Source organism: Brevundimonas intermedia (assembly GCF_004614235.1).
GTDB classification, from domain to species: Bacteria; Pseudomonadota; Alphaproteobacteria; order Caulobacterales; family Caulobacteraceae; genus Brevundimonas; species Brevundimonas intermedia_A.
Genome location: NZ_SPVH01000002.1, coordinates 670,312 through 684,196, shown reverse-complemented (window position 1 = coordinate 684,196; position 13,885 = coordinate 670,312). Strand labels below are relative to the sequence as shown.

The following is a 13,885-nucleotide window of genomic DNA, read 5'->3' as shown; positions in this document are numbered from 1 at the left end:
TCGAAGTGAAGTCATGAGCCGCCTTATCGTCGTTTCCAACCGGGTCTCCGCCCCGACCGACCCCGCCGCAGGGTCTGCCGGCGGCCTGGCCATGGCCCTGTCCGCTGCGTTGAGAAAATACGACGGGCTGTGGTTCGGCTGGTCCGGCGAGACGATCGAACACTACACCGGCGAGGTGAAGATCGAGGACCGGGCCGGCGTCACCGTGGGCCTGGTCGATCTGGAAGCGCAGGACGTCGACGAATACTACAACGGCTACGCCAACAAGACGTTGTGGCCGCTGTTCCACCACCGCATCGATCTGGCGCAGTACGAGCGGTCGTATGGCGAGGGTTATGAGCGGGTGAACCGCCGCTTCGCCGAGGTGCTGGCCCCGTTGATCCAGCCCGACGACATGATCTGGATCCACGACTATCACATGATCCCGATGGCGCGGGACCTGCGCCGCCTGGGAATCAGAAACCGGATCGGCTTCTTCCTGCACACGCCTTGGCCGGCGCGTCAGCTGCTGGTGACCCTGCCGCACCATCGGCGGCTGGTGGAATCCATGTTCGACTTCGACCTGATCGGGTTCCACACCCAGGAGTGGAGCGACCTGTTCACCGACTATGTGGTCTCGGAGGCCCAAGGCGAACTGGACGGGACCGGCGGGCTGGAGTGTTTCGGACGCAAGGTCCAGACCGGCGTCTTCCCCATCGGCATCGATGTGGACGGCTTCCTGGCGGCGCGGAACTCGACCCTGGGGGCGCGGACCTATGACCGGATGGCGGCGTCGTCGGCCTTCCGGTCGATGATGGTGGGCGTCGATCGGCTGGACTATTCCAAAGGGCTGGAGGAGCGGCTGCTCGGCTATGAGCAGTTCCTTCAGGACAACGCCTCGATGCGGGGCGAGGTCTTCCTGTTGCAGGTCACGCCGATCTCGCGCGACGACGTGGATAGCTATCAGGATATTCGTGCGCGGCTTGACGCCCTGGCAGGGCGGATCAACGGCGCGTTCGGCGACATGGACTGGCAGCCGATCCGCTACCTGAACCGCACCTATCGCCGGGATCAGCTGGCCGGCATCTATCGCGCGGCGCGGGTGGGCTTGGTCACGCCGCTGCGCGACGGCATGAACCTGGTGGCCAAGGAATATGTCTGCGCCCAGAACCCCGAAGATCCGGGCGTGCTGATCCTGTCGCGGTTCGCCGGGGCGGCCGAGCAGATGGGCGAGGCCCTGCTGGTCAATCCCTACAGCCGCGAGGAGCTTTCAGACGCCATCCAGAAGGCGCTGACCATGCCTTTGGCCGAGCGTATTCGGAAATGGGAAGCCTTGATGGAAGTGGTGCGCGCCACCGATGTGGGCATCTGGCGCGACGACTTCGTGCGCGCGCTGCGCGCCGACGACACGACGGCCCAATCGACCCAGTGGGCCGGCGCCGCCTGACGGTCAGTCCAGATCGAAGGCCAGCATCAGGGTGCGTTGGGCCGGATTGAAGTTGTCGTCGGACAGGATGTAGAGGCGCGTCTTGCCTTGACGGATCTCGGCGGCGATGCCTTCGAAATTGTCGGTGGTGCCGGGCAGTTTCAGCTCGATCAGGATCGGCCCCAGGGTTCCGTCCGGGGCCATTCGCCGAACGCGTGCGCGCATGTCGATGGGCGCGCGATACAGCCGCTGGACCACGAACCACCCGGCGCCGGATGGATCACGATCCAGGCCGGTGATGCGGTAATCGCTGTCGGGAATGGGCGTCTCGGGCGGGGCGGTCACGACCGTGCACCGGGCCGATGAGCAGTCCCAGACGCCGCCGGCCTCGCCCGAGACGCGCCAGCCGTTGGGCGCGACGGCCAGGCCTTCCATCCCGTCGTTTTCGGTGAAGGCGAAGTCGGGCGCCCGCATCGGCGTCGGCTGGGCCTTCAGGGCCGACAGCGGGCCGTAGTTCCAGATCCGGTGACGCCGTTCGAAAGTGACCAGCAGGTCGCCGGAGGGCGTGACGAGCAAGCCTTCGGCATCGCCGTCCTGCTTGTCGGAAATCGCCCGACCGTCTTCCAGCGTCAGGCGGCGCGAGCGGAAATGATCCAAGCCGATCAGTCGCCCGGCGGCGTCCAGACGAATGTCCCCGCGCACCAGATCGCCCGCATCCGACACGGTGACGAAGCCGCCGTCGCCGGTCAGCTTAAGGTCCGACAGGCTGTGCAGGGGCGACGTCGGGGCGGCGATGAGTTGCAGCCCCCCGGCGAAACTCACGCCGTCCGCCAACTGCGCCCCGCCGGGCAGGCCGAGGCTGACGCTTCTCAGTTCCGCGACAGCCGGCGTCCAGCCGTCCGACGACAGCGGATAGGGCCGCGGCGCGCCGAGCGAGGCGGCGCAGGCCGTCAGCGACAGCGCGATCCAGACGGAGGCGAGACGACCGAAACGGCTCATGCCGCCAGCTTCTTTCGTGTCCGTCGCGTGGGACCTGCCGCGCCTTCATTTTCGAACAGTTCGGCCAGCTTCTCGGTCATGGCGCCCGCCAGCTGTTCGACGTCCACAATGGTCAGGGCCTTGCGATACCAGCGGGTCACGTCGTGGCCGATGCCGATGGCCAGCAGTTCGACCGGCGAACGATCCTCGATCTCGGCGATGACCTGGCGCAGATGCTTGTCCAGATACAGCGCCGCGTTGGCCGACTGGGTCGAGTCGTCCACGGGCGAGCCGTCGGAGATGACCATCAGGATGCGGCGCTGTTCGGTGCGGGCCAGCAGGCGATTGTGCGCCCATTGCAGGGCCTCGCCGTCGATGTTTTCCTTCAGCAGGCCCTCGCGCATCATCAGGCCCAGGTTCTTCTTGGCCCGGCGCCAGGGCGCATCGGCGGCCTTGTAGATGATGTGGCGCAGGTCGTTCAGGCGTCCCGGATTGGCGGGCTTGCCGGCGCTGATCCAGGCCTCGCGGCTCTGGCCGCCCTTCCAGGCGCGGGTGGTGAAGCCCAGGATCTCGACCTTGACGCCGCAGCGTTCCAGGGTGCGCGCCAGGATGTCGGCGCAGACCGCCGCCACCATGATCGGCCGCCCGCGCATCGAGCCGGAGTTGTCCAGCAGCAGGGTCACGACCGTATCGCGGAACGGGCTCTCGCTCTCGGCCTTGAACGACAGGGGGGCGGTGGGGTCGGTGACGATCCGCGTCAGACGGGCGGTGTCCAGCATTCCCTCTTCCAGATCGAAGACCCAGGATCGGTTCTGCTGGGCCAGCAGGCGGCGTTGCAGCTTGTTGGCCAGGCGGGACACGACGCTGGACAGGATGGCCAGCTGACCGTCCAGCAGGGCGCGCAGTCGGTCCAGCTCCACCGGGTCGCACAGGTCGGCGGCGTCCACCACCTCGTCGAAGGCGGTGGTGAAGACGCGGTAGAAGTCGACCGCGCGGCCGTTGTTGGCCGTCTGCTGGCGGTTCGGCTGCTGGCCTTCCTGCAGTTCGGGGCCGTCGTCTGAGCCTTCGCCGTCGGGATCGGCGGGCGCGCCCTCGGGACGGCTCTCGCGTTCTTCTTCCGAGGACTGATCGTCGGCGTCGCCCTCCATCGACTGGGAGCCCTCGCCGCCGTCTTCTTGCTCTTCCTCGTCCTGATCGTCGTCGGCCGCAGGGTCTTGAGGATCGGGTTCCTCGTCGCCGGGATCCTCGGATGAGTCCTCGCCGCGCCCGTCACCGGGGTCGAGGTCCAGGGCGTGCAGCACCTCACGCATCTTCAGCGCAAAGCCTTCCTGGTCGCCCGCCGTGCCGGCCAGGGCGTCCAGCTTGGCGCCCGCCTTGGCCTCGATATTGGCGCGGACCAGATCGAGCATGGCCTTGGCGCCGTCGGGGGCGGGCCGTCCGGTCAGCCGCTCGCGCACCAGAAGCGCCACGGCCTCGGACACCGGCACGCGGTCGGCGTCGCTGATGCGCAGGGCGCCGGTCTTTTCCAACCGGGTGATCAGGGCGGCGCCCAGGTTGTCGCGCACCCCGGCCAAATGTTCCGAGCCGAACGCCTCGACCCGCGCCTGCTCGACCGCGTCGAACACCTCGGCCGCCTTGACGTCCGCCGGCCGCATCTTCGCGTTCACCGCCACGTCGTGATTGGCAAGCCGCAGCGCCAGCCGGTCGGCCTGGCCGCGCAACGATGCGCTCTCGGGCCCCGACGGATCGCGCGGGGGATGGGGCAGGGTCAAGACGCCGTTCGACAGCTTGGGGCCGTCGGATCCGAACGTCACCTCAAGCTCGGGCTGTTCGGCCAGCGCCCGAGCGGCATGACCCAGCGCGCGTTTGAAGGTTTCGGCGGGAGTATCCTGGGCGGCCATGGCCCTCAGTTAATCCCTTCGCGTCTGCGATAAAAGCGCCGTCAGCCGGGTTTCTGAATCGGCACCCGACGACCATAGGTCAGACAGCGCCAAACCCACTCCAGCGGCCCCATGCTGAACCGGGACAACCACAGCGGCGACCAGACCAGTTGCAGCGCCCAGACGCCCAGGACCAGGCCCCACATCTGCACATAGTCCACCTGCCCGAACAGCCGCGGCCCCCAGGGCATGTAGAAGATCGTCGTCATGATCAGGGTCTGGGTCAGATAGTTGGTGAAGGCCATCTGGCCCACGGGCCGCAGCGCCGCCGTGATCCACGCCAGGCCTCGCTTAGTCAGGCCCCGCGTCGTCGCCAGGACGATAAGGCTGACATAGGCCAGGGTGACGAAGATCGGGAATGAGGCGACCGCCCCCGCCAGGCCGCGCGTCGGGTCTGTGTTCGGCGCCGCCATGGCCTCGGTCCATTCCAGCACGCCCAGCAGGGCCAGCACCGCCCCGCCCACGGCGATCAGCGCCCCATAGACCCATGTCGGCGCCCGGCCGCTGAAGAACCCCGACTTGAACAGTCCCATGCCCAGCATCATGAGGGCCACGGTCGAGAAGACGAACATGGTCAGGCTGGCCCCTTGCAGGAACATCCAGCTCTGAAGGTTCTGGCCCATCGCCCCGACCCATCCGCTGCGATAGGCGGCGATGGCGTCCGCGACCATGGCGGCGGTGTACTGCGGCCCGCCCTGGCTCATCGCCTCGGTGAAGGCCGGCGGCCCGGCGACCATCAGCCAGGTGGCCAGGGCCTGCATCGCGCCCAGCGCCAGGGTGACGCCCAGGCCGACCCCGATCAGCGTCCCGGCCCTCATCGACCGCATCAGCATCACGAACAGGCCGGACCAGGCGTAGAGCAGCAGCACGTCGCCGTACCAGAAGGCCAGGCCGTGGATCAGGGCGATGATCGCCAGCCAGAACAGGCGCCGCCGCAGCAACCGCCCGCGCGCCGGATCGCCGCGCTCGCCCCCGACCAGAAAGATCGAGGCGCCGAACAGCATGGAGAACAGGGTGATGAACTTCTGGTGGAAGAAGACGTCCATCGTCCAGCGCGCCACCGCATTGGCGCCCGTCACCGCGAACGGGCTCAGGCTCGCGTCTTCATAGACCATGAAGGGCAGGGCGAAGGAGACGACGTTGACCGCCAGGATGCCCAGCACCGCCAGGCCGCGCATGACGTCCAGGCTGGCGATGCGCGAGGTCGCGACGACCGGCGACAGCATCGGCGCGGCGTCGGCTTCGTTATCGTCCATAGTCATGTGCGGATCCCCCAATCCCCAGATGTCGGCCTTGAGCGCGGCGGCCTCAGCGCTTGGGCATCAGGCCCAGTCTGTCCTTGACCGCCGGCCGGGCCTCGAAGGCGATGAAGGCGGCGCATAGTCCGGCCCACAGGGCGTAGCTGACGCCCACGATCATGGCGATGGGCAGGCCGCCGACGCCGAAGATCAGCAGGGTCGTCTCGGTGGCGCCCAGGGCCTGCATGAAGTCGCCGGCCTCGATCCAGCCCATGACGCTCATGCCCAGGGCGACGACGATCTGAACCAGGGCCGCCGCCAGGCCGCCGTACATCATGAAGCGCCAGACGACGCCCAGCCGCGTGCCGGGACGTCCGTCGCGCTTGCGCTCGTTCAGGATGCGATACAGCGCCAGCGGCACGGTGATCAGGCCGATCACCATCACCACCAGCCGCCAGTCCATGTCACGTCCCGGCATGAAGGCATGAGGCCGCCAGAACGGCAGGGTCAGCCACAGCGGCGGCCATGCCGCGCCGGCCAGGCAGGCCAGGATCGGATACAGAGGCGCGGGCCGTGCGGCGATGGTCGCCTGGCCCGGCAGATCGGAATAGCTTTCGAACCGGCTCATCGCGTCGGCGCCGGCGTGTCGCCGGAATAGTCGTAGAAGCCGCGTCCGCTCTTTCTGCCCAGCCAGCCGGCCTCGACATATTTCACCAGCAGCGGGCAGGGGCGGTATTTGCTGTCGGCCAGGCCGTCGTACAGCACGTTCATGATCGCCAGGACGACGTCCAGACCCATGAAGTCCGCCAGTTCAAGCGGCCCCATCGGATGGTTGGCCCCCAGGCGCAGCGCCTTGTCGATCGAGGCGACGTTGCCGACGCCTTCGTACAGGGCGAAGATCGCCTCGTTCATCATCGGCACCAGGATGCGGTTGACGATGAAGGCGGGGAAGTCCTCGGCGTCCGTGGTCGTCTTGCCCAGGCTTTCGGCGAAGGCGACGGCGGCGGAATGGGTCTCGGCCGAGGTGGCGATGCCGCGCACGATCTCGACCAGTTTCATGATCGGCGCCGGCTTCATGAAGTGCAGGCCGACGAACCGGTCCGGCCGGTCGGTCGAAGACGCCAGGCGGGTGATCGAGATCGAGGAGGTGTTGGACGCCAGAAGGGTGTTCGGCCCCAGGTGCGGCAAGACCTGGGCGTAGATGGCCTTCTTGACCGCCTCGTCTTCCAGCGCGGCCTCGATGACCAGGTCGGCGTCGGCGACGGCGTCGGCCATCACCTGCGCCGTGACGATGCGGGCCAGCGCCGCGTCGGCGGCGGTCTGATCGACCAGGCCGCGCGCCACATGGCGCGACAGGCTGGCCGCGATCTCGCCCTGCGCCAGCGGCAGCCGGTCGGCGACGACGTCATAGAGCCGGACCGAATAGCCCCCGAGCGCCACCGCCTGGGCGATGCCTGCGCCCATCTGTCCGGCGCCCAGAATGGCGACTGTGGTGATCGTGGTCATGAACCGTGGTCGAAAGTGGTCGGGCGGGCACCTTTAGGAAGGACGGCGCGCGGCGCAAGAGCGGATCGGCCTCCCGACGTCAGATTTCCGCCCGCCGTGTCGCCTCAGCCCAGCAACTGGACCAGGGCCGGCGCCGCCGTGCGGTTGAACAACACGCTGATGAACTGCAGCAGCAGGATTACCACGATGGGCGAGATGTCGATGCCGCCCAGGTTCGGAATGATGCGGCGGAACGGCTCCAGCAGCGGCGCGGTGACCCGGTCCAGGAAGGTCCCGACCGAATAGACGAAGCGGTTGCGGTAGTTGACGACGTCGAACGCCACCAGCCAGCTCAATATGGCTTGGGCGATGATGAACCAGATCATCAGACTGATGATGGCGTTGATCAACCAGACGAGCGCGTAGCCCATGAACCGTAACTCCTGCTTGGATCGGCGCTTCTAGCGTGTTCGCACCCGGTCCGACAACGGCCGTTTCCGAGCTGCGCGGATTGCGCGCACAAGCCCGTTGACACCACGCCCGCCCGCCTTCTATGTCCGCGTCACCTGTGAACCCGATCCCACGCTGGAAACGGGGCCGTAGCTCAGTTGGTAGAGCGCGTCGTTCGCAATGACGAGGTCAGGGGTTCGACTCCCCTCGGCTCCACCAGGCGTCCTGAAACTCAGCCTAGTTGCCGCGGTAGGTGCTGTAGCCGTAGGGGCTGACGACGACGGGGACGTGGTAGTGGATGCTGGGGTCGCGGACCTGGAACACCACGTCGATCTCGGGGAAGAAGGGCTGGGCGTCCGTGTCGCCATAGTGCGACATGTCGAACGTCAGCTTGTAGGTGGCGGCCTGGGTCGTGACCTGATCGCCGAATGACCGCACCCGGCCGTTCTCGTCGGTGCGGGCGGTCGCCAGTTGTCGCCAACCGCCGTCGTCTTGCTTGATCGCTAGGGTGACGGGCACGTCGCGCCCGCCCACGCCCCGCGCGAGATCGAGCACGTGGGTCGAGATCGTCTCGGCCGAAGCCGATGCGGCTGAGAGGAGGGTGGCGGACAGGGCGGCGAGGGCTGCGATACGCATGGGCTGGTCCTTGGAGAGTTCGATGTTCTACGCGGCCGGCGTCAGGCCGGATGCGGGGCGATCAATGCTGGGTAGGCCTGATCAGGGTCAGGTCATAGCCGAGGGCGCGAGTGCGGGTCAGGATGGCGTCGCGGGCCTGGGCTGAGGGCTGGGCCGTGCGGCTGAGCAGCCAGAGATAGCGGCCGGACGGTTCGCCGACGATGGACCAGGAATAGTCGTCGGCGTGATCCAGCACCCAATAGTCGCCAATGTAGAAGGGGCCGAAGAAGGAGACCTTCAGCCTGGCGTTGTCGCTGCCCTCGACCACCTTGGCCTTGCCTTGCGAGGTCTTGACCGGGCCGGTGGTCGCGCCTTGGCGGCAGGTGTTCAGCACGCCCACCAGACCGTCGTCGCGCACCGTATATTGGGTGGTCACGCCCTCGCAGCCGCGTTCGAACCCGTTTTCGTAGCGTCCGATCTCGTGCCAGAGGCCGGCGTAGCGGTTCAGGTCCACAGCCTTGGCCGGCTGGGGCACGGCGGCGTTGCCGATGGGGCCGCGTTGCAGGGTGGCGCAGGAGCCCAGCGCCAGGGCGGCGCCCGCGAGAAGGGCGATGGAAATCGTGCGTGCGTTCGACATGGCGGCTGAAACGAGGTTCCCGGCCCCCGGTTCCTGCGGCCGCGTCGGCAGGGTCACCGCACCGCGATATAGCCCCGCTCGATGATGCGGCGCAGAGCCTCGTAGGCTTCGGCGAGTTCGTCGTAGGCGGTGCGGGCGGCGGTCAGGCGGGCGACCTGATCAGGCGTCACGGCCGAGCCGGAGTGGGCCAGACGCAGCGATTCCGCCACCCATTTGGCGCGGGCCGTGGCGGTCATGACCGCCAGCTTCTGAAGAGACGAGGCGTCGACGCCGGTCAGGGCGTGGCCGATCACCTCCTTGTTGGCGATGTAGGCGGCGTAGTCGATCTGCTCCAACTGGCCGCGCAGGCGGCGCTGTTCCTGGGGATCGGCATCCTGCGGCTCGAAATGATCGCTGTGTCGGCGGATGCTCGACGTCATTTTGGTCGACATGGGCGAGCCCTCCCCGGCCTGTCCTGCGGCTGATGGCGGCCGCTTCGGCATGAAGGTGCGCCGCGTCGGTTAACGCCGCGTTGCGTCGGACGGGCAGGCGTCCGATATCCGGGGCTGAAAATCGAAGCCGGAGATCGACCATGGACCTGAAACTGGACGGCAAGCGCGCCCTGATCTGTGGCGGATCCTCCGGCCTGGGCCGCGCCGTGGCGACGGCGCTGGTCGCCGAGGGCGCGCGTGTCGCCCTGTTGTCGCGCGATGCCGAAAAGCTTCAGGCGGTGGCGGATGTGCTGAATGCGGCCGGGCCGGGCAAGGCGGTCGTGGTGACGGCGGACCTGGCGGATCACGCGGCGCTGCTGAAGGCGGCGGACCTGGCCGAAGAGCTGCTGGGCGGTCATATCGAGATCCTGCTGAACAACACGGGCGGGCCGCCGCCGTCGGGGGTGTCGGGGCTGGAGCCGGCGGTGTGGCGCGATCATTTCGAATCGATGGTGCTGTCGATCTTCCGCCTGACGGACCGGGTGTTGCCGCGCATGCGCGCGGCCGGCTGGGGGCGGATCCTGAACGTCGCCTCGATCACGGTGGTGGAGCCGTCGGCGGCGCTGGGCGTGTCCAACACCCTGCGGGCCTCGGTCGCCGCCTGGGCCAAGACGCTGGCGAACGAGGTCGGGCCGGACGGGGTGACGGTCAACACCCTGTTGCCGGGCCGGATCGACACCCCTCGCATCGAACGGCTGGACCAGGCGGCGGCCGAACGCACCGGGGTCACGCCGCAGCAGGCGCGGGCCGAATCCGTCAAGTCCATCCCCGTCGGCCGCATCGGCACGACCGAGGAGTTCGGCGCCACCGCCGCCTTCCTGGCCAGCCCGCTGGCGGCCTATGTCACAGGCTCGCTGATCCGGCTGGACGGCGGGGCGATCAAGGCGATCTAGTCAATCCGGGGTTGCGGGTGTAGCCTCGGGCCGGAATGGGAGGAATGCGATGCTGACCCTGCTGATGCTGGCCTTGTCGAACGCCCCGATCGTCCAGTCGGCGCCCGTCGCCGACCAGGCCATCGTCCGGAGCGCGCCTGGCGTGAACCGGGCGGCCATGCCTTGCCCCGACCCTCTGATGCAGGCCGAGCAGCGAACGGGCGATCGCGCGGGGACGTTGCTTGATCGCTCTCTCGATGACGGCCAGGCGCGGCGTTATCTGCTGCTGGATCGGCGCGACCGGAACAACTGCCACTTGCCGATCAGCTATGCGATCCCCGATCAACCGCGCGCCCTGGGCCGGGTGTTCGGCCCGTCGGTCTCCACCTCGACTAGCCGTCCTTCGCGGCCAGGGTTCTGAACTAGTCCGGCACAGGCGTGACCGGCGGCCTGTCCGCCAGGACGGCTTCCAGGTTGGCCATCATCAGCTCGGCCATGGCGTTGCGGGTCTCGACCGTGGCCGAGGCGATGTGGGGCGTCAGGACGCAGCGGTCGCTGTCGATCAGGGCTTGGGGCACGTTCGGCTCGTCGGCGAACACATCCAGGCCCGCGCCGCCCAGCCGGCCCGAGGTCAGGGCGGCGACCAGGGCGTCCTGATCCACCACCTCGCCGCGCGCGACATTGATCAGAACGCCGGTCGGACCCAGTGCCCCCAGCACCTGTGCCGAGACCAAGCCGCGCGTGGCGGCGCCGCCCGGCACGATGACGATCAGCACATCGACCTCGGCCGCCAGATCGACCAGGTTCGGCACATGCCGCCAGGGCGCATCCTTGACCGGATTGCGGGTGTGATAGGCGAGGCTTCCGGCGAGCGGCTCAAGCCGTCGGGCGATAGCCTGGCCGATCCGGCCCAGGCCCAGCAGGCCGTAGCGCAAGCCCGTGGCGCTGCGCGACAGCGGCGGCGGTCCGTCCGAGGCCCAGCATCCGGCGCGAACATAGGCGTCCATGCCCGGCAGGCGACGCAAGGTCCCCAGGGCCAGCAGCAGGGCCAGGTCGGCGACGTCCTCGTTCAGGACATCGGGCGTATGGGTGACGATCACGCCGCGCGACCGGGCGTGGGCGACGTCGGTCATGTCATAGCCGACGGCGTGGACCGAGACGATCTTCAGCGCGGGCAGGGCGTCGATCAGACGGGCGTCCACGGTCGCGGCGCCCGAGGCGGCGACGCCGACGATCCGCTCGGCGACCTCGGGCGAAGGCAGGCCGTCGGGGCCGGGGCGATGCAGGGTCCAACCGAGGTCGGGCGCGCGCTGGGTCAGCATCTTGTCGGCGAGGGCGGGCAGGCCGATGGCCAGGATGTCGATACTCATCCGGCCGTTCTAGGCGCGGGGATGGGCGGCCGCATAGGCGGTCAAAAGTCTATCCGCATCGACGCCGGTGTATTTCTGGGTCGTGGACAGGCTGGCATGGCCCAGCAGTTCCTGGATCGAACGCAGGTCGGCCCCGGCGCCCAGCAGATGGGTCGCGAAACTGTGGCGCAGGGCGTGGGGGGTGGTGCGTTCGGGCAGGCCCAGCCGCCCGCGCAGCCGCTGGACCGAGGCCTGCACGTGACGGGGGCTGAGCGGGCCGCCGCGTCGGGCGCGGAACAGGGCGTCGGACGGCTGAAGCGGGAAGGGCAGCAGGGCCAGATAGGCGTCCACCGCCGCGCGCACGGCGGGCAGGATGGGGGCGATCCGGGTCTTGGAGCCCTTGCCGACGATGCGCAGGGTCTCGCCCAGCGGCGCATCGGCCCGGGTCAGGGACATGGCCTCGGAAATCCGCAGGCCGCAGCCGTAGAGCAGGGTCAGGACCGCCCGGTCGCGCGCGGCCTCCCACGGTTCGGCGTCGGGATCGGCGTCGGGTTCAGCCAACAGGCCCCGCGCCTGATCCTCGCTCACCGGCCTGGGCAGGGACGGCTTTACCTTCGGCCCGCGCACCAGGGCCAGTTGCGGGGCGGGCGTGTCCAGGCGCCGGTCGAGGAAGGCGTGAAAGCCGCGAATGGCCGACAGGCTCTGGCTCAACGACCGCGCCGCCAGCGGGTGGTCGCCTGATCTGCGCTCGGCCATGTGGGCGCGGACCTCGGCGGCGGTGATCGTGCCCATGTCCTTTAGCGACAGGGTCTCGCCGCGATGGCGTTCGAGGAAGGCGACATAGAGCCGGCCGATATGGCCATAGGCCTCCAACGTGCGCGGCGACAGCCGACGCTCGTGCGCCAGATGGTCAAGCCAGGCGCGCAGGGCGTCGGAGGCGGTCAGTTCAGAACCGGCCATCGCTCGGCCATCCGCTCGACCACCCGCGCCAGGAAGGCGGCCAGTTCACAGCCCATGTTCGGGGTGAAGCCTTCCGGCTCGGGCGAGCCGAAGGCGCAGATGCAGGGGCGCGGCGGTCCGCCGGGCGTCAGGTGCGGGGCCATGCGGACCAGGGCGATGGACTTCACCTGATCCTCGGTCGCGCCGAAGAAGTTCAGGCCCTGGATCATCGGACCCAGCCAGGTCAGGCCATGTTCGCCCAGCAGGTTGTCCACGTCGCCCTCTTCCAGTGCGCGCCAGCCGAAGGGCACCCCGCCGGGTTTTTCCAGGGCGATGGCGGCGCCGGCCAGGCCGAACCGCCCCTGCGCCGCCGCATCCAGCCGCCGAGCCAGGTCGGAATGGTTGCGCGCCTCCATCAGGTCCAGGGTCGCGACGTGCGTCTGGGTCTGGGCGGCGAAGTTGGCGCGGGCGATCAGTTCGATCTCGCGCCGGGCGCCGGTCTCGCGCTCGACCACGGCCTCCAGCCGCGTCAGGGCGGCGGCGCCGAACTCGACCACGTTGCGGCCGTGAGGACGCAGGCCGATCTCTTCCAGCAGGGAGCGGTCGTCCAGCAGGGTCTGGGGATGGGTCTGAAGCCAGCCGCGCACGTCGGGCCAATGCAGGCCGTCGCCGATATGGGGCGTTGCGTCCGATTCCGACGTTTCGAAAAGGTCCAATGAGCCGCTCAAACAGACCTCTCCAGGAAACGCGATGCTAAAGGATCGACTGACCGGTCTTGGCCCAGTCTGCCACGAAGGCATCAAGACCCTTGTCGGTTAACGGGTGGTTCACCAGGGCCTTGAAGGTGTCGGCGCCGAAGGTGGCGGCGTCGGATCCGGCGACGGCGGCGGCGGCCACGTGGTTCACGTTGCGCAGGGACGCGGCCAGGATCTGGGTGTCGAAACCGTGGACGTCATACAGGACGCGGATTTCTTCCAGCAGGCCGATGCCGTCGGCGCCGTTGTCTTCCAGACGGCCGACGAAGGGCGAGACGAAGGTGGCGCCCGCCTTGGCGGCCAGCAGGGCCTGGGCGGCCGAGAAGCACAGGGTGACGTTGGTCTTGATCCCCTTGTCGGCGAAGACGCGGCAGGCGCGCAGCCCGTCCCAGGTCAGGGGCAGTTTCACGACCACGTTCGGGGCGATGGCGGCCAGCTTGTCGCCCTCCTTGACCATGGTCTCGAAATCGAGCGAGACGGCCTCTGCGGAAATCGGACCCTCGACCAGGGCGCAGATTTCGGCGATGACCTCGGCGATGTTCCGACCCGACTTGGCGATCAGCGACGGATTGGTGGTGACGCCGTCCACCATTCCGGTGGGGACCATGTCCCTGATGACGGCGACGTCGGCGGTATCGAGAAAGAGTTTCATGGGCAGGGCTTTTAGCGCCACCGAAGAGCGGATGCGACTCCCTTTCTCCTCCCCATCGCTCGCGATGGGGAGGTGGCGCGGCGCGTCTTTGCGCCGTGAC

At 68.4% G+C, this 13,885-nt stretch carries 16 protein-coding genes and 1 tRNA gene; 4 read left to right on the top strand and 13 right to left on the bottom strand.

The features are described 5' to 3' along the window. The first annotated feature begins 13 nt into the window (after window positions 1–13). Window positions 14–1,426 carry an alpha,alpha-trehalose-phosphate synthase (UDP-forming) gene (locus EGY25_RS05195; protein ID WP_135193971.1) on the top strand — a complete coding sequence of 471 codons (1,413 nt, stop codon included), beginning with the start codon at window positions 14–16 and terminating at the stop codon, window positions 1,424–1,426. Between the two features lie 3 nt (window positions 1,427–1,429). On the opposite strand, the gene EGY25_RS05190 is transcribed toward EGY25_RS05195, so the two are convergent. From EGY25_RS05190 to EGY25_RS05165, 6 genes are all read right to left on the bottom strand, one after another. After that, window positions 1,430–2,404, bottom strand: coding sequence for an esterase-like activity of phytase family protein (locus EGY25_RS05190; protein WP_135193970.1), 975 nt, complete (start codon window positions 2,402–2,404; stop codon window positions 1,430–1,432). After that, on the bottom strand, window positions 2,401–4,284 hold the full coding sequence (gene cobT / locus EGY25_RS05185; RefSeq protein WP_135193969.1) for a cobaltochelatase subunit CobT: 1,884 nt from the start codon (window positions 4,282–4,284) through the stop codon (window positions 2,401–2,403). Before cobT ends, EGY25_RS05190 begins: the two co-directional genes overlap by 4 nt. 41 nt (window positions 4,285–4,325) lie before the next feature. Continuing rightward, window positions 4,326–5,585, bottom strand: coding sequence for a DUF418 domain-containing protein (locus tag EGY25_RS05180; RefSeq protein WP_135193968.1), 1,260 nt, complete (start codon window positions 5,583–5,585; stop codon window positions 4,326–4,328). A gap of 46 nt (window positions 5,586–5,631) precedes the next feature. Next, a complete protein-coding gene (locus tag EGY25_RS05175; RefSeq protein WP_135193967.1) occupies window positions 5,632–6,189 on the bottom strand; it encodes a phthalate transporter in 558 nt (185 codons plus the stop codon). Beyond that, on the bottom strand, window positions 6,186–7,067 hold the full coding sequence (locus EGY25_RS05170; RefSeq protein ID WP_135193966.1) for a 3-hydroxybutyryl-CoA dehydrogenase: 882 nt from the start codon (window positions 7,065–7,067) through the stop codon (window positions 6,186–6,188). Before EGY25_RS05170 ends, EGY25_RS05175 begins: the two co-directional genes overlap by 4 nt. 104 nt (window positions 7,068–7,171) lie before the next feature. Beyond that, window positions 7,172–7,477, bottom strand: coding sequence for a YggT family protein (locus EGY25_RS05165; RefSeq protein ID WP_135193965.1), 306 nt, complete (start codon window positions 7,475–7,477; stop codon window positions 7,172–7,174). Between the two features lie 162 nt (window positions 7,478–7,639). Between EGY25_RS05165 and EGY25_RS05160 the strand changes: the two genes are divergently transcribed. Continuing rightward, a tRNA-Ala gene (locus tag EGY25_RS05160) sits at window positions 7,640–7,715 on the top strand. 18 nt (window positions 7,716–7,733) lie between these two features. Here the strand turns inward: EGY25_RS05160 and uraH are convergent. From uraH to EGY25_RS05145, 3 genes are all read right to left on the bottom strand, one after another. Further along, window positions 7,734–8,132, bottom strand: a complete 399-nt coding sequence (gene uraH, locus EGY25_RS05155) for a hydroxyisourate hydrolase (protein ID WP_135193964.1) — start codon at window positions 8,130–8,132, stop codon at window positions 7,734–7,736. A 61-nt stretch (window positions 8,133–8,193) separates the two neighbouring features. Beyond that, window positions 8,194–8,805, bottom strand: a complete 612-nt coding sequence (locus EGY25_RS05150; protein ID WP_432417363.1) for a lipocalin family protein — start codon at window positions 8,803–8,805, stop codon at window positions 8,194–8,196. Continuing rightward, window positions 8,802–9,179 (bottom strand): hypothetical protein, encoded by a 378-nt coding sequence (locus EGY25_RS05145; protein WP_135193963.1) that lies wholly within the window; start codon window positions 9,177–9,179, stop codon window positions 8,802–8,804. The genes EGY25_RS05150 and EGY25_RS05145 overlap by 4 nt, the downstream gene beginning before the upstream one ends. Window positions 9,180–9,319: 140 nt before the next feature. Between EGY25_RS05145 and EGY25_RS05140 the strand changes: the two genes are divergently transcribed. Next, window positions 9,320–10,111: an SDR family oxidoreductase gene (locus EGY25_RS05140; protein WP_135193962.1), complete on the top strand. Its 792-nt coding sequence runs from the start codon at window positions 9,320–9,322 to the stop codon at window positions 10,109–10,111. Between the two features lie 49 nt (window positions 10,112–10,160). After that, window positions 10,161–10,511, top strand: coding sequence for a hypothetical protein (locus EGY25_RS05135; RefSeq protein ID WP_135193961.1), 351 nt, complete (start codon window positions 10,161–10,163; stop codon window positions 10,509–10,511). A 1-nt stretch (window position 10,512) separates the two neighbouring features. On the opposite strand, the gene EGY25_RS05130 is transcribed toward EGY25_RS05135, so the two are convergent. The 4 genes from EGY25_RS05130 to fsa are packed head-to-tail and all read right to left on the bottom strand — an operon-like array spanning window position 10,513 to window position 13,785. After that, window positions 10,513–11,460 (bottom strand): NAD(P)-dependent oxidoreductase, encoded by a 948-nt coding sequence (locus tag EGY25_RS05130; RefSeq protein ID WP_135193960.1) that lies wholly within the window; start codon window positions 11,458–11,460, stop codon window positions 10,513–10,515. A 9-nt stretch (window positions 11,461–11,469) separates the two neighbouring features. Beyond that, window positions 11,470–12,399 (bottom strand): tyrosine recombinase XerC, encoded by a 930-nt coding sequence (locus EGY25_RS05125; RefSeq protein ID WP_135193959.1) that lies wholly within the window; start codon window positions 12,397–12,399, stop codon window positions 11,470–11,472. Further along, entirely contained in the window at window positions 12,381–13,094 is a 714-nt protein-coding gene (locus EGY25_RS05120; RefSeq protein WP_135193958.1) for a DUF484 family protein, read from the bottom strand. The genes EGY25_RS05125 and EGY25_RS05120 overlap by 19 nt, the downstream gene beginning before the upstream one ends. Window positions 13,095–13,131: 37 nt before the next feature. Continuing rightward, window positions 13,132–13,785 carry a fructose-6-phosphate aldolase gene (gene fsa / locus EGY25_RS05115; protein WP_135193957.1) on the bottom strand — a complete coding sequence of 218 codons (654 nt, stop codon included), beginning with the start codon at window positions 13,783–13,785 and terminating at the stop codon, window positions 13,132–13,134. Window positions 13,786–13,885: the final 100 nt, after the last annotated feature.